At 49.0% G+C, this 15,896-nt stretch carries 15 protein-coding genes; all 15 read right to left on the minus strand.

Annotation, left to right across the window (positions count from 1 at the left end):
* Entirely contained in the window at positions 1-963 is a 963-nt protein-coding gene (locus AC1D1M_RS07235; RefSeq protein ID WP_477775095.1) for a UDP-glucose 4-epimerase family protein, read from the minus strand.
* A complete protein-coding gene (locus AC1D1M_RS07240; RefSeq protein ID WP_477775096.1) occupies positions 963-2,216 on the minus strand; it encodes a glycosyltransferase family 4 protein in 1,254 nt (417 codons plus the stop codon). Before AC1D1M_RS07240 ends, AC1D1M_RS07235 begins: the two co-directional genes overlap by 1 nt.
* A gap of 14 nt (positions 2,217-2,230) precedes the next feature.
* Positions 2,231-3,361: a non-hydrolyzing UDP-N-acetylglucosamine 2-epimerase gene (gene wecB / locus AC1D1M_RS07245; protein ID WP_150753933.1), complete on the minus strand. Its 1,131-nt coding sequence runs from the start codon at positions 3,359-3,361 to the stop codon at positions 2,231-2,233.
* Positions 3,362-3,384: 23 nt separating this feature from the next.
* Positions 3,385-4,503: a UDP-2-acetamido-2,6-beta-L-arabino-hexul-4-ose reductase gene (gene wbjC, locus AC1D1M_RS07250; protein ID WP_477775097.1), complete on the minus strand. Its 1,119-nt coding sequence runs from the start codon at positions 4,501-4,503 to the stop codon at positions 3,385-3,387.
* Between the two features lie 3 nt (positions 4,504-4,506).
* On the minus strand, positions 4,507-5,541 hold the full coding sequence (locus AC1D1M_RS07255; RefSeq protein ID WP_150753935.1) for a polysaccharide biosynthesis protein: 1,035 nt from the start codon (positions 5,539-5,541) through the stop codon (positions 4,507-4,509).
* A 15-nt stretch (positions 5,542-5,556) separates the two neighbouring features.
* Positions 5,557-6,270 carry a glycosyltransferase gene (locus tag AC1D1M_RS07260; protein WP_477775098.1) on the minus strand — a complete coding sequence of 238 codons (714 nt, stop codon included), beginning with the start codon at positions 6,268-6,270 and terminating at the stop codon, positions 5,557-5,559.
* A 416-nt stretch (positions 6,271-6,686) separates the two neighbouring features.
* The gene (locus AC1D1M_RS07265; protein WP_477775099.1) at positions 6,687-7,832 is read right to left on the minus strand and encodes a hypothetical protein; all 1,146 of its coding nucleotides are present in this window, start codon (positions 7,830-7,832) and stop codon (positions 6,687-6,689) included.
* A 762-nt stretch (positions 7,833-8,594) separates the two neighbouring features.
* The gene (locus AC1D1M_RS07270) at positions 8,595-9,644 is read right to left on the minus strand and encodes an LPS O-antigen chain length determinant protein WzzB (protein WP_477775100.1); all 1,050 of its coding nucleotides are present in this window, start codon (positions 9,642-9,644) and stop codon (positions 8,595-8,597) included.
* A 172-nt stretch (positions 9,645-9,816) separates the two neighbouring features.
* A complete protein-coding gene (gene rfbA, locus AC1D1M_RS07275; RefSeq protein ID WP_477775101.1) occupies positions 9,817-10,707 on the minus strand; it encodes a glucose-1-phosphate thymidylyltransferase RfbA in 891 nt (296 codons plus the stop codon).
* Complete coding sequence (gene rfbD, locus AC1D1M_RS07280; RefSeq protein WP_477775102.1) at positions 10,704-11,597, minus strand: dTDP-4-dehydrorhamnose reductase; 894 nt, start codon at positions 11,595-11,597, stop codon at positions 10,704-10,706. The genes rfbA and rfbD overlap by 4 nt, the downstream gene beginning before the upstream one ends.
* The gene (gene rfbB, locus AC1D1M_RS07285) at positions 11,594-12,670 is read right to left on the minus strand and encodes a dTDP-glucose 4,6-dehydratase (RefSeq protein ID WP_477775103.1); all 1,077 of its coding nucleotides are present in this window, start codon (positions 12,668-12,670) and stop codon (positions 11,594-11,596) included. Before rfbB ends, rfbD begins: the two co-directional genes overlap by 4 nt.
* A 225-nt stretch (positions 12,671-12,895) precedes the next feature.
* Positions 12,896-13,132 (minus strand): LapA family protein, encoded by a 237-nt coding sequence (locus AC1D1M_RS07290; RefSeq protein ID WP_150753942.1) that lies wholly within the window; start codon positions 13,130-13,132, stop codon positions 12,896-12,898.
* A 16-nt stretch (positions 13,133-13,148) separates the two neighbouring features.
* The gene (gene ihfB, locus AC1D1M_RS07295) at positions 13,149-13,454 is read right to left on the minus strand and encodes an integration host factor subunit beta (RefSeq protein ID WP_477775104.1); all 306 of its coding nucleotides are present in this window, start codon (positions 13,452-13,454) and stop codon (positions 13,149-13,151) included.
* A gap of 149 nt (positions 13,455-13,603) precedes the next feature.
* Positions 13,604-13,894 (minus strand): hypothetical protein, encoded by a 291-nt coding sequence (locus AC1D1M_RS07300; RefSeq protein ID WP_477775105.1) that lies wholly within the window; start codon positions 13,892-13,894, stop codon positions 13,604-13,606.
* A gap of 210 nt (positions 13,895-14,104) precedes the next feature.
* A complete protein-coding gene (rpsA, locus tag AC1D1M_RS07305; RefSeq protein WP_007973639.1) occupies positions 14,105-15,796 on the minus strand; it encodes a 30S ribosomal protein S1 in 1,692 nt (563 codons plus the stop codon).
* Between the last annotated feature and the right edge of the window lie 100 nt (positions 15,797-15,896).

Genomic DNA, 15,896 nt, shown 5'->3' on the forward strand with positions numbered 1-15,896 from the left:
TTATTGATGTTCCCGAAAATGTAATGCAGTTGCTGCCAAAGCATCATCAGTACTGACTGGCGGCGTCCAGCATAAAAGAGTGCGAGTCTTGGTAATATCGACTTGCAGCGATCCACATAGACGCTGGGAGAGTGCTCTTTTACCCAATAAAGCGGCACCGCCCTGGAGCACCCAACTGGGTACCGGAATGAGTCGAGCCGGCTTGTGAAGCGCTTTCGCCATCTTGTTTAGCAGTGCGGTAGTGGATAAATCCTCGCCATCGCTCACGAGAAAGGTTTGATTGCCGGCGGCCGGGTGATCTATACAGGTCACTACCAGATCTACCAGGTTATCCAGCGCAACGAGACTCCGATTATTGTAAATCGCGCCGAAAGGCAACGGAACGCCCTTGTCCAACCAGCGCATCATATTCAGAAAGTTCGCTTTGACTCCCGGTCCATACACCAGGACCGGGCGGATAATAACCACCTCCATCGCGGTTTCCGCCGAAAGCTGGCGAAGTCCCTGCTCAGCCTCCATTTTCGAAATACCGTAGGGATCTACCGGAGCGGGAGTATCATCGCTTGTATAGGGAGTACCTGCGGCCGTCCCCTCTCCGTTGACCTTGATCGAACTTATAAAAATGAATCTTCGCACACCAGAGGCGGCCGCCTGACGAGCCAGGTTCAAAGTACCTTCAACATTCACTTTGCGAAACGCCGCCAACGGATCGGACTCGGCATCATTCATGACATGAACTCGTGCCGCAGAGTGAATAATCACATCAAAGTTTCTGAGATTTTCTTTCCACTGGGTTTCGCCATCAAAGCTGCCGATGCGCACCGTCCGAACGTCCTGAACCTCAAGCTGGGATTCGCCTCGGACAACAGCAACAACAGTATATTTTTTTTCGGTGTATAAACGCTTGAGAATAGCGCCACCGACGAAGCCCGTCGCCCCGGTCAACAAAATAGAATTCTGCATCAATAGCTGGCCTTTCTTAAAGTGGCGTTTCTGAAAAGATCTTCCAGCAGGGATAGAAGGCGAGATTTTGAATAATTACTCAAGTAATACTGCCGACCGAATTCACCCATCGCCCTCAATTGACTTGCGTCAGATTGCGCCAGCGCCAACGTGATCTCTGCCAAACCTTTCGAATCACCAGAAGAGCATGTGAGACCGGCCCCCGAGTCTCTGATCACTCTTGCTGCCTCTCCGTTGATCATCCCTAGCAGCGGCCTGCCGGAGGCAAGATAAGCCTGTACTTTTCCAGGTATTGTCTTCTCAAAAACGTCGTTGGTCTTCAGTGACACAAGCAAAGCGTCTGCACAAGCGAACAGAGCTGGCATCTCATCCAAAGGATGTCGACCTAGTAGCAGCACGTTATCAAGTCCTCTGGACTGGACTTGTTGGCTTAGCCAGTCGCTCATACGCCCGTCACCAACAATCACCCAGCGCACAGATACCTTGCCAACCAACGCTTCGGCCGCATCTAACACAGCAGGAAGATCTTGAGCTTCTCCGAGATTGCCCGCGAACAATACAGTAAAGACAGTATCGTCACGTGCCAACAACGTTGAGACTCGATTTTCGTCTGTAGAAAAATCATCTTCAGCCCAACTTGGAAAATAAACCAGTCGTTGGGGAGATATGTCTTTCGTGCAATACTTTTGAACGTTTTCAAAAAAACCATGCGATTGCAAAAGCAAATAGTCAGTACGATTATAAATCCATGAAACCATCTTACCGACCATCGACAGCAGCACAGGTTTCTTCAAAACGCCGACAGCTCTGAGCGTTTCAGGCCAGAGATCAAGAACCCACACAAAAACGGGTGCTTTTTTCAATCGACCAATCACCAATGCCGGAATAGCGGCCATGATCGGTGATACAGCATATACGAAGATTGCGTCGAACTGCTCGCCACGTAATTTGTAAGCGCCAAAAACTGAGGCGCTAGTAAAGAAACTGAGATAATTCAATACCAAATTAATGCTGCGCTTACCTCGCGGAAGCATCGGCACCCGGACAATTCTGGCATCAAAGTATTCACTGAAACGCTCAGGCACCGCCTGGAATTCATCGAATACTCTGCCTTCCGGATAATTTGGCAGACCAGTCAGTACAGTGACCGAATGTCCCTTCTCGGTAAAATCACGAACCAAATCGTTTATACGCATATTTTCTGGCCAAAAATATTGCGTAACCAGCAGGATTCTCAGTTTCTTCTCAGGCATGATAACAACTCAAATTAGTAGCGTTTCCAGACGATTCGATTTACATAATCGGTATAACTGTGAACAATCCGGGCTACTTTTTCTGACACATTGGGCATGCTGTAATCTTCGACCAGGCGCAGGGTACGCTCCGTACCGGAAGCTTGCGTATCCAGAACCATCAGTCCTTGCAGTACTCGCTCGACCTCGAGCCCCACCATCATCACCGCAGCCTCCTCCATTCCCTCTGGACGCTCGTGAGCCTCACGGATATTCAATGCAGGAAAATTGAGTATCGAAGACTCTTCGCTGATGGTACCGCTGTCAGAAAGCACCGCTTTGGATTCCAACTGCAGCTTGTTGTAATCTTTGAAACCCAAAGGTTTTAGAAGTTTCACATTTTCGTGAAATACAATTCCCATCGCATCTACACGCTTTTGAGTGCGTGGATGAGTGGAAACTATCACCGGATAACCGAAGGTTGCCGCGACGGTATTGAGGACATCAACCAACTTCAAGAGATTTTTGTCAGAATCGATATTCTCTTCGCGGTGTGCGCTTACTACAAAAAATTTACCAGCCTCAAGTCCCAAACGTACCAATACGTCCGAAGATTCGATCCCATGGCGATAATAATTCAGGACTTCGAACATCGGGCTACCCGTCTTGATCACCATATCAGGTGACAGACCTTCTTTGAGCAAGTAATCGCGCGCAATTGTGCTGTAAGTAAGATTAATATCAGCAGTATGATCGACAATCCGCCGATTGATTTCCTCAGGCACTCTCATATCAAAACAACGATTACCAGCTTCCATGTGGAAAGTTGGAATCTTGCGACGTTTGGCAGGAATAACAGCCATGCAACTATTGGTATCACCCAAGACAAGCAAAGCCTCTGGTTGAACAGACGCGAGTACTCGGTCCACAGAAATAATCACATTTCCTATGGTCTCAGCACCACTGCTGCCCGCGGCGTTGAGAAAATGATCCGGTTTGCGGATCCCGAGATCCTGGAAAAATATTTCATTCAACTCGTAATCGTAATTTTGACCTGTGTGGACCAGTACGTGATCGCAATACTTATCCAGCGCAGTGATGACACGCGACAAGCGAATGATTTCAGGACGGGTGCCTACTACAGTGACGATTTTCAACTTTTTCATTGTGATTCTCATTCCTAATACGATCAGGCTTCGGTGCCCACTGGCATAGTGTAGGTGTCCGGAAGCTCACGATCAAAAATCTCGTTCGCCCACAGCATGACGATCATTTCACTTTCACCAACGTTGGTAATGTCATGACTCCAGCCGGGCACGGTCTCTACAATTTTCGGGGCTTCTCCATCTGTGAATAATTCATAGAACTCACCCGATGTTATATGGCGAAATCGGAAGCATGCCTTGCCGGAAATAACCAGAAATTTTTCTGTTTTCGTATGATGATAATGACCGCCACGAGTAATACCCGGGTGCGCAGTGAAGTATGAAAACTGACCTGAATCCTTGGTCTTGAGCATTTCCACGAAAACGCCGCGAGCATCTCCGTACTTAGGAACTTCGTAAGTAAACTCTTCGGGTGGCAAGTAGCTGAGATAGGTCGAATACAAAGCCCGCACGAGGCCAGTGCCGACCCGCTCGGCAATCATAGACTGCCGACTCTCTTTGAAGGCATACAGTTGTGCCGATAGATCACCTACAGTTATCGAGTAATTTTGTTCTATTTTTACAAACGGATTACCTGTCTGCTTACCGTCCATAACAGAAATAAAACTGCTTATGACGTCGTCGATGTAAACAAGTGAAATTTTAGCGTTGGCGTCATTGATACTGACAGGCAAATTATTTGCTATATTATGACAAAAAGTCGCTACAGCCGAATTGTAGTTAGGTCGAGCCCACTTCCCAAATACGTTTGGCAGCCTGAACAAATGTACACTATTGCCAAATGTCGTAGAAAGGTTCAGCAGAGCATCTTCAGCTTCGCGCTTACTGTCGCCGTAAGCATTAGCCAACTCAGCTTGAATTGAGGAGGTATAAAGTATTGGAATTTTACGTCCACTCAGCGCGACCGCTGCGCATAACGCTTGAGTCAAATCGGTGTTACCAACCTTAAACTCTTCGACATCCTGAGGACGATTGACACCGGCTAAGTGGAAAACGAAATCCACCTCAGATACGAGCGAATGCAGACTGGCGATATTATCTTCGCGACAGAATCGCAGCACCTCGACGTCTTTTCGCTCACGCAGATGAGCTATAAGGTTTTTACCAACGAATCCGTTAGCACCGGTGATCAATACTTTCATGCTTTATTCCTCGGGTGTCGCATATTCGCCGCGCTGAATTGCACGCATAAAGTCAAGTTTCAGTAGCAAATTCTGCATCCCCTGAACATCCAGGCGCTCGGTGTTGTGCGAGTTGTAGTCCACCATGGTGGAAATTTTTTCTTCGCCTTGCTCGACAAATTTACTGTAATTCAAATCCCGAAGATCCGGCGGCACTCGGAAATAATCGCCCATGTCCTCTGCGCAGGCCATTTCTTCTCGGCTCAAAAGCGCCTCGTAGAGTTTCTCGCCGTGGCGTGTGCCGATAACCTGAATAGGATGCTCAGGCTGCCCTAGCATCGATGTCAGGGCGAGAGCAAGAGTCTCCACAGTCGCGGCAGGGGCCTTCTGGACGAATAGATCACCGTTGTTGCCATGCTCAAAAGCATACAGAACCAAATCAACAGCATCCGCGAGAGTCATCATGAAGCGTGTCATGTTTGGATCTGTAATCGACAGCGGTTGGCCAGCTCGAATCTGACCAATGAACAAAGGAATGACGGATCCACGCGAAGCCATGACATTACCGTAGCGCGTACCGCAAATCACCGTCTTGGTTTCATCCACATTACGGGATTTGGCAACCATGACCTTTTCCATCATGGCTTTGGAAATACCCATGGCATTGATCGGGTACACAGCCTTGTCGGTACTCAGACAAACTACCCGTTTGACTTGATTCTGTATCGCCGCCTCAAGAACATTCTCGGTACCAAGAACATTGGTTTTGACAGCCTCCATCGGGTGAAACTCGCAGGATGGGACTTGCTTGAGCGCTGCGGCATGAAAAATGAAGTCCACGCCACGACTAGCATTCAATATGCTCTGATAATCCCGCACATCTCCTATGTAAAATTTCAGCTTCGGACTGGCATAGCGCTTGCGCATGTCATCCTGCTTTTTCTCGTCGCGGCTGAAAATACGAATTTCAGTGATGTCAGTATCTAAAAATCGCTTGAGCACAGCGTTGCCAAAAGAACCTGTCCCCCCAGTTATCAGTAGAGTCTTATTATCAAACACGGCGTACCCTCTTTATTAAATAATATGAAAAATAGCCAACGACCAGATAAGCCGGGTTTTGATTTTATCGAAAAAACCACGGTTATTATTGGTCAGATTACTACCATGAATACGTCTTAACACAACCGTGTCGCTCAAATGAACGACCGAATTACGTCTATTTGCGACGAAAGCGATCCATATATCATGACTAATCACCTTCGAGTAAAAAGGGATCAGACAGGGTTTTATCTTCTTCGACAACAGCATGGCACAGCCATAGTAAGGAACGCTACGCCCGATAAAAATGTCAAATATATTCTTGTAAGGAGTACCATTCCTTGTATGATCAAAACCACAGAAAAACTTACGAGAGTCAACATCATCGACAAATGACTCCATAGAGCCCACTACCAGCAAACTATTCGAAAGTTCCATTGCAGAAATCATCTTGTCGACTCTGCCCGCAGGCCAGAGATCATCTTGATCACTTAAAAAAATATAAGCACCCGATGCTTCACTAATTAAATTCTCAAAATTACCTATATACCCAAGATTCGTGGTATTTCTGATAATCCTGATTCTGACATCGTGAAACTCTTCAACAATACGAATTGTCTCATCGCTCGAACCATCATCACCGATCAAAACTTCAGAATCTTCCGGAATTTGCTCGAGTATTGAACTCAGCTGATCCCTGATGAATTCAGCCCCATTGTAAGTAGCTATACAAACGCTAACCGAAAACATATTTATTCCTAGTTAACACCCAATAAAGAAACCAGAAAATCTACCCATTACCTTTAAAAAGCCGGGTCGGAAGAGTTACCTTTTTTTAAACTGGGCCTCACTGCTCTGATCAAATTCGCTACCGGGGGAAAGCTCACTATTTACCAACATTATAGCTATAAAATGCATGAACACAAACACAGGAGCCAATAGCAAGGGGTTTCCTGCTCCCGGGATCAGAAACGCCATTAACCCCAGGACCCAAGCACCTGCCCCATCTTACCGGCCACAAAGAAAAATTCTAAACCGTAGTAAACCACTGAAGCATATGACAAAAACAAGAGCATACTCCCACCACTAAGAATGCGCAGCACCAAGGAAGGAGGTTCGGCTGTCAAGTATCGAAAGAACGAAAATTAAAAACACACTTAGAAATATCATCCCTCATGCCCTCTCAACAACTTGAACATAAGAAAAAGATAACAAACTACCGCATAGACCACCCCAAAACAAACAACGATCCAAATCAAACGACTAAAATCACCTGCAGAAGAACTCCTCACGACAAAGATGAAGCAGGCCATGCATACACCATAAACGATCAGAGAAGCCATATATGTCCTTGCCAAACCAAGGAACACGAATATAAAATTCAACACAGCATGAAAGTAAAGTACGAAATAAAAAAATGCAAAACCGATAACAAGCTCAAAATAAACCAAATACTTAGCGCCTAGAAACACCCCCAGAAACAGCTTGGGTATGACAGCGCCCGAAAACAACAAATATGACAATAAGAAGCCGCCGAGAAATACGCCCATCGATACATTAAGAAACTTCATGGCTCCAGTTCTACCCGAAGCAATGAACTTAGGAAAAAAATAGTTATTAAAAGCCCCGTATAGCAGCCCTCCTCCCAGGACCAAGGTCAACATACTTGAATAGAAAGCTGCAAATGAAGCATCTTCACCAACAACAAAGTATCTGGGGATGTTTACGATGAGACTCGAAAAAAAAGCGGCCGCACCTAAAACAAATCCGCCCCATGACACCACCCCTGTGTCAAAGGCAACAGAGATGAACTTTAGAGTGAGTAGCAGGAACACTAGACCTACCACCATCAGCGCCATACTCAGACCAGCCCCAACGTATAACAAAATAAAGACAATTAGAGAAAATAGAGCAAATCTGAATAATGTCGACGCAAAAATATTACGATAATCGCCCGTTCTGATTCCCTCGCAAAGGATGGGCTCGTATAAAAACTCAGCACATCTATATAGAAAAAACCAAAATACAATTTGCGAGGAAAACAAAAGCGCACCAAGAAAGCCAAAAAGTAAAAACGGTATGACCAGCCAAATCCTCGTACGCAATGAATCTCTGTAACTTAATTTTCCGCTCAAAATGGAAATATTGTGCTGCATGGAAAAAAATAGCTGCACCGGGGCACAAATGGAGAACGCTGCCCCTAGCATTGCCGCATCATTGAAGCTTCCTAAGTGGGAACTGGCCACCACTAAAAATATAGAGGGCGCACTAAAAAAAACGTTAGCCAAAAATACAAAAACAAAATTAATCATTTGATACGGCCGCACTAAAACTTACTACAGGAATTTTTTTGTCACTCATGTCGCGCGATGTCTTAAGCTGTTGGGCATCCAAAATCAATTCACCCTTAAAAATTGATCCACAAGCTATTTCCAGGTAGTAACTCATTGCTTTTCAAGCACTCCGATTCATGACCCAAGCACGCACAATATCCCAAGCCACTAAAATCGACACCAAAAGCAAAGGAATAACATACGTCACACCGGCCTTTCAGTTCCCGACCCGCTGTCAGAAGAGGTTAGCAATAAATTACAACACGGTACCTCCTCAGAATTTACCGCTGGCTTCCTGAGAACACCATAACCACCAGCCCGATCAGTCCTGATATCAAGGCCAAGACACCTACCGCCGATGCTCCTTGTCCCCAAGCCCACCTGCCGAGGATTGAGAAGGGGCATCAACAACCCTATCACATCGACGATTCGTTGTTAGCGGCACCATGCGTTCTGATTTGACGTCGAATGCTGATCTTTGCTGAAAATGTTTTAAATAGCGGCTCACGATAACGCCCCTCCTCCGGTTTTCCAGTGCTTTGCTGATAGCTGATCAGAGACTCAATATTCAGCTCCCACCCATCACCAATAGAAAGGGACACTTACGGAGGCGCTCATGGCAATAAATACCACCCGCCGCAAACCTGGACCGACGATACTGCGCAGGCTTGCGTGATATTTGACTACCCGCCATCTCTACAGCTTCTTTATGTGGCGACAAACAAGTAAATAGGTGAAGGCTCAAGCACGACTTTTCCTGGTAATGACAAAATGGCGGATCAGCGCGATCATGAAACCAAGTACACAGCCCAGGAATAGCCCCAGCGATATGATGAGTTCCTTTTTTGGTTTGATAGGGCGGTCGGGCTGCTCGATTGGACCATCCTGACGATAGACAGAGACAGTGCTCGGGCTAACCTGTAGATCCTTGTAAAAGCTTTGCTTGATTTGAAGCGCTCTTAGTGAGCCTATGAAAGGATCATCAGATTTACGCGTTTCAAGGTTCTGAATTTCCGCCTTTAGCGCTTTACTACCGCGCATATATGTGAGCTGTCCATCCATACCGGCGGAGACCTCAGCGGAAAGATTACCCGAGATAATAGGAGGATTCTCTAGACCAATGGCCACGGCAACCGCTAGCGCCTCGCGCAATCTTGTGATGGAATCCTGGCGAACTCGGTTTTCGGCTTCTTGCAGCGTAGTAATCTGCTGACCAAGATTGCGTACCCGCACTTCAGCTTCACGGGTGATATTACTGATCATTTCTTTTTCCGCTGCGGCACCCGCCCGCTCTGCAAAATCCTTAACCCACGCGGTGGCATGTGCAGGATCCTCACCTCGAGCGATCACGGAATAACGATCTGGCTGTTCCTTGGTTGGTAGACCTATAGTCAATAATTTTAAAAAATCAGAGTACAGCAGATCTTGCGATCCATCGCGCTCGGACGGCGATAGTGAAGGTAGATAAACTTGATTGAAGAAAGCACGTCGTAAAGATTCACTCTGTAAATTACGGATGAATACTTCGTATACGTCTTTGATCGTAAATGGTGTCAGTTCTGCACCGAAAGTTCGGCCATAGTTGAAATCGGCGATTCCGTTCAAGGTAGGTGGCAGCAGGTAAACACGCGCCTCATACACCGGCTTACTTAAAAATGCATAAGTCGCTGCTGCCAATACTCCGACTAAAGCGACGCTGATTATCAATAGCTTCTGAGCCCATAACGCCGCAAACAGTTCAAACAGGTCAATCCCATCGGTGCGCTGCGTGGATGCCGGGGTGTTCGTCATATAAAATTTAGCCTATTCATTTTCATTGTAGATAGGACGCGAGCTTTATTTCTTTCGCATTCTATCGATACGAATCATCACAATAACCAGGCGATCCGCAGTACTACCAGCTATTAGCAGCGACTGAAACTCTCTGACGAGCCCGGGCCGAAGCGAACGATTCGCGACCATCTCACAGGGAAGGTAAGACCAACAGCCTTTGCAGGTACTGACCATAGCCAGTCTTCTTCAGTGCATCAGCTTGAGATCCCAACTGCTCAGCAGTTATCCAGCCACTGTTGTAAGCAATTTCTTCCAGACAAGCCACCTTCAACCCCTGACGCTGCTCGATGGTATGCACAAAATGGCTGGCTTCAAGCAGTGAATCATGAGTACCGGTATCCAACCATGCAAACCCGCGACCGAGCATTTCAACGTTGAGAGTCTTTTTCTCGAGATAGACACGGTTGACATCGGTTATCTCCAATTCGCCACGTTCGGACGGCTTGATATTTTTTGCTATCTCGACAACCTGATTGTCGAAGAAATACAAACCAGTCACCGCGTAGCTGGATTTAGGCGTGAGCGGTTTTTCTTCAATACTCAAGGCACGGCCTGAGGAATCAAATTCCACCACGCCGAATCGCTCGGGATCGGAAACGTGATACCCGAAAACTGTCGCACCATGAGTTTGAGCACTGGCGGAACGGAGTTTGTCCGAGAAGTGCTGACCGTAAAAAATGTTATCCCCCAAGATGAGGCAGCATGGATCTTTGCCGATGAATTCTTCACCTATGATGAATGCTTGCGCAAGACCATCCGGGCTTGGTTGTTCCGCGTAGGCAAGCTTGATGCCATAACGGCTGCCATCACCCAGCAACTTGCGGAAGCACGGTAGATCTTCCGGGGTGGAAATGATCAAAATTTCACGCATCCCGGCAAGCATGAGCACCGACAGCGGATAAAAAATCATTGGCTTGTCGTATATCGGCAGCATCTGCTTGGAAACACCAAGCGTCAACGGGTGGAGCCGAGTTCCCGAACCACCGGCTAGAATGATGCCTTTACGATTTGTTGTTGTCATTTGTTCAGAATTTCCATAAGCATTCGGGTTACGCCACTTTGCCAATCCGGCAAGTGCAGAGAAAAATTATCACGCAGTTTCCGAGTATTCAGCCTCGAATTCAAAGGACGGCGTGCAGGCGTTGGATACGCGGTGGTTTCTATGGGATCTACAGCTGTGACGGCGAGTTGCTCGGCATTGGCCTTGGCAAATTCGATCACATAGCGGGCATAACCGTGCCAGGAAACCTCACCGCTTGCTGCCAAGTGATATAGACCTGACAGCTCCGGACGCTGGACGGCTTGCTGGATGGCCAACGCCGTCACATCTGCAATCAGGTCGGCACCAGTGGGTGCTCCGATCTGGTCTGCAATGACGCTCAGTGTTTCTCGATCCTTGGCCAGACGCAGCATGGTCTTGGCGAAGTTGTTACCGCGAGCTCCATAGACCCAGCTGGTACGGAAAATCAGGTGCTTACATCCGGATGCAGCTATAGCCTGCTCTCCCGCGAGCTTGGTGACACCGTAATGATTTACCGGGGCGACAGCATCTGTCTCCTGCCAAGGGGTGGAGCCCTGGCCGTTGAAAACATAATCGGTGGAATAGTGAATCAGCCATACATTCGAGGATGCGGCCTCTTCAGCCATGACTTGGGTTGCCAGACTGTTCACTCTGTCTGCCAATTCAGTTTCGGACTCGGCCTTGTCCACGGCAGTGTAGGCCGCCGCATTGACGATGACATCAGGTTTGACCTTGCGGATTGTGGCGCGCAAGGCATCGAGATTGGAAATATCTCCTGTCAAACCATCATTCGAACGGCGGTCCAATGCGATCAGTTCACCCAAAGGTGCAAGGGAGCGTTGCAGCTCCCAGCCCACTTGACCATTTTTTCCCAACAGAAGGATTTTCATGCTTTGCTCGAGCGATCCGTGTAGTTCAAGTCGAGCCACTGCTGATAGCTGCCGCTCTTGACGTGCTCTACCCACTCGGTATTGTCCAGATACCATTCAACCGTCTTGCGGATGCCGGTTTCGAAGGTTTCTTCCGGAGTCCAGCCCAGCTCGCGCTGGATTTTGCTGGCATCGATCGCGTATCGCTGGTCGTGCCCGGGACGATCCTGAACGTAGGTGATCAGACTGGCATGCGGCCGGTGCGCGGAATCTGGACGAAGTTCGTCAAGCAAGGCACACAGGGTGTAAACCACTTCAATGTTCTGCTTTTCGTTATGACCACCGATGTTGTATGTCTCGCCAACAACGCCCTCAGTGACAACTTTATATAGCGCTCGGGCGTGATCTTCGACGTAAAGCCAGTCACGGACCTGGTTGCCTTGACCGTAAACTGGAAGCGGCTTGCCTGCCAGTGCATTGAGGATGATCAGCGGAATCAACTTCTCGGGAAAGTGGCATGGGCCATAGTTGTTCGAGCAATTGGTTACCAGGGTTGGCAAGCCATAGGTGCGCGCCCAGGCACGAACCAGGTGATCAGAACTGGCCTTGCTGGCGGAGTACGGTGAACTTGGCTGATAGGGCGTGGTTTCGGTAAAGAGGTCTTCGGGCCCTTCGAGGTCTCCGTAGACTTCATCTGTCGAAATATGATGGAAGCGAAATCTGGCTTTGCGCGCACCGTCGAGTGCTGCCCAATAGTGACGTGCTGCTTCCAGCAGGGTGTACGTGCCAATGATATTGGTCTGGATAAACTCCGATGGACCGGAGATAGAACGATCGACATGAGATTCTGCGGCCAAGTGCATGATGGCGTCCGGCTGGTGCTCGCGCAAAACTCGGTCGACTTGGTCACGGTCACAAATATCAATGTGTTCGAACAGGTATCGCGAGTCCTGGCTGACTCCTGCCAAGGACTCAAGGTTACCCGCATAAGTGAGCTTATCGACATTAACGACAGAATCGGAAGTGCTGGAGATGATATGGCGGATGACCGCCGAACCGATAAATCCGGCGCCGCCGGTAACTAGAATTTTCACGCGAAACCATACCCTTGAGTTACTGACAGGGCCGCCAAACCGAGCACTGTCTAATCCATGAATGCAAAAGCCGGCACCCGAGGCTGCCTGCAGAGTCAGTCCGGCCGACCTCGGAACCAGCCGTTTTCGGACAAGCAAAGCATTTTACAGCTTAATGACGTTTTTACTAATGGATGCAGACAAGCAGTGACTAACGCCAAACACGTTACCCAGCATGCGCCGCAATCAGCCTGGGTATTTGGACCTTGAAGATGTGCGACCCAGGAACCAATGCAACATAGGCCCGATCACCATACCCACCATAAGCGCCGACAGTACCGCCAATGAAACGGGTAGCTGCGGCCCCGACCAGCCAAGGAATAACAATGAAACAGACTGCTGGTTCTCGAGCACGAACGCAAGAATCGCCAATACCAGTAACAGTACGAATACCACGAGCATCACGCGCTTTAGGTTACGCATTGCCAACTCCTTGAAATCAAAGACCGAAATGCCCATCCTCTTCTTCTTCATTCACCCGGTCACGCAGCTCTTTACCTGGCTTGAAGTGAGGAACGAACTTGCCGTCGAGACTGACAGACTGGCCGGTTTTCGGATTACGGCCGACACGTGGTGCGCGGTAGTGCAGAGAGAAACTGCCAAACCCCCGGATCTCGATGCGATCCCCGGTAGCCAGACATTGGGACATTTGCTCAAGCATGGTCTTGATGGCCAACTCCACATCCTTGGATGAGAGCAGCCCTTGATGGGTGACAATTCGTTCGATCAACTCCGACTTCGTCATATTTTTCCCTTCTTTTTCAAGCAGCTAGGTCAGCGCTTCAAAGGTTTTAGCACGCCCGAACGTTTTTGAACAGCCTGAGTTTTGCCATCTGTCCCAGCCCCCCAAAATGCTTGATTCCCGGGACGGGAAGACTCTGAGCTATCACCACATCATCGGCAAATCACCAACATAGTGCGCGTCAGGAAACCTGCCGGGTTGAACCCGAAAAGCCCCCCTTCCTCATCCTCCTCCTTGAGATCATCAGACCTTGCCACAACCTGGTAGCCCACCCCCTTGCATTCCTTGGCCGCACGCTTGTAACACTTCTCCCATTTCGAACCGAGCCCCGAACAATCGACCTCAATACCGCTAACCCCACGCACTACGTGAGTCTTGGCGTTGGTGGTACAACCCGCCAATACCAGCACTGCGACTGCGACTGCGACAATGAGCTTGTTCATTCACGTCCTTTTGCCAGAAAGCCCACCGGGCGATCATTAGTCTCAGGCTAAAGACTAGCTGCAAATAAGCGCTTGATCCGACTAAACAATCAGACATTTTTTCAGCATCTTTGGTTCACGACCCGAGCAGCTAAAGCCAGGCGTATTTCACCAAACTCCAGGCACAAAAAAGGGCGACCGAAGTCGCCCTTTTTTACAGAAAGTCAGAACTTAGTTCTGCTTTTCCATTTGTGCACGCAGCAGGTCACCCAGAGTGGTGGCCACAGGAGCATCAGTAGCTACTGGCTTGTCGCGCAGGCTCTGGATTGCTTCTTTCTCGTCTTCAACGTCTTTCGACTTGATCGAGAGCTGAATTACACGGCTCTTGCGGTCAACGCTGATGATCTTGGCTTCTACTTCTTCGCCTTCTTTCAGAACGTTGCGCGCGTCTTCAACGCGGTCACGGCTGATTTCGGAGGCTTTCAGAGTTGCTTCGATATCGTCGGCCAGAGTGATGATGGCGCCTTTAGCGTCAACTTCCTTCACGATGCCTTTAACGATGGCGCCTTTGTCGTTCTCTTGAACGTACTCGGAGAACGGATCGCTTTCCAGTTGCTTGATACCCAGGGAGATGCGCTCGCGCTCTGGGTCAACCGACAGGATAACGGTGTCCAGCTCGTCGCCCTTCTTGAAGCGGCGAACGGCTTCTTCGCCCACTTCGTTCCAGGAGATGTCGGACAGGTGAACCAGACCGTCGATGCCGCCGTCCAGACCAATGAAGATACCGAAATCGGTGATCGACTTGATGGTGCCGGAGATTTTATCGCCCTTGTTGAACTGGCCAGAGAAATCTTCCCACGGGTTAGATTTGCACTGCTTGATGCCCAGGGAGATACGACGACGCTCTTCGTCGATGTCCAGAACCATAACTTCCACTTCGTCGCCGACTTGTACGACTTTCGAAGGGTGGATGTTCTTGTTGGTCCAGTCCATTTCGGAAACGTGTACCAGACCTTCAACGCCTTCTTCCAGCTCAGCGAAGCAGCCGTAGTCGGTCAGGTTGGTTACACGCGCGGTAACGCGAGTGCTTTCTGGGTAACGGGCTTTGATAGCAACCCATGGATCTTCGCCCAGCTGCTTCAGGCCCAGGGAAACACGATTGCGCTCGCGATCGTACTTCAGAACCTTGACATCGATCTCGTCGCCAACGTTGACGATTTCGGAAGGATGCTTGATACGCTTCCAAGCCATGTCGGTAATGTGCAGCAGGCCATCGACGCCACCCAGATCGACGAATGCGCCGTAATCGGTGAGGTTCTTGACGATACCTTTGACTTGTTGGCCTTCCTGCAGGGATTCCAGCAGAGCTTCGCGCTCGGCGGAGTTCTCGGCTTCCAGGACGCTACGACGGGAAACGACAACGTTGTTGCGCTTCTGGTCCAGCTTGATGACCTTGAATTCCAGCTCTTTGCCTTCCAGGTGCGTGGTGTCGCGCACTGGACGGACGTCAACCAGAGAACCTGGCAGGAACGCACGGATGCCGTTAACGTCGACAGTGAAGCCGCCTTTAACCTTACCGTTGATAACGCCCTTGACCACTTCTTCGGCTGCGAAGGCTGCTTCCAGAACAATCCAGCATTCAGCGCGCTTGGCTTTTTCACGGGACAGCTTGGTTTCACCAAAGCCGTCTTCAACCGAGTCCAGAGCAACGTGAACTTCGTCACCGACGTTGATGTTCAGTTCGCCAGCGTCGTTGTAGAACTGCTCAAGCGGGATGAGTGCTTCAGACTTCAGGCCAGCGTGAACGGTTACCCAGCGAGCCTGGTAATCGATATCAACGATAACACCGGTGATGATGGAGCCTGCCTGAAGGTTCAGGGTTTTTAGGCTTTCTTCAAAGAGTTCCGCAAAGCTTTCGCTCATTTTAATTCCTGTTGATGAGGGCGAAGAATACGCCCATCTCCACACCCCAGACGGTGTGGGTTAGTTTCATTTAAAAGAAGCCACCGCAGGACTATGACTG

Source organism: Pseudomonas sp. P1_F7 (genome assembly GCF_056405655.1).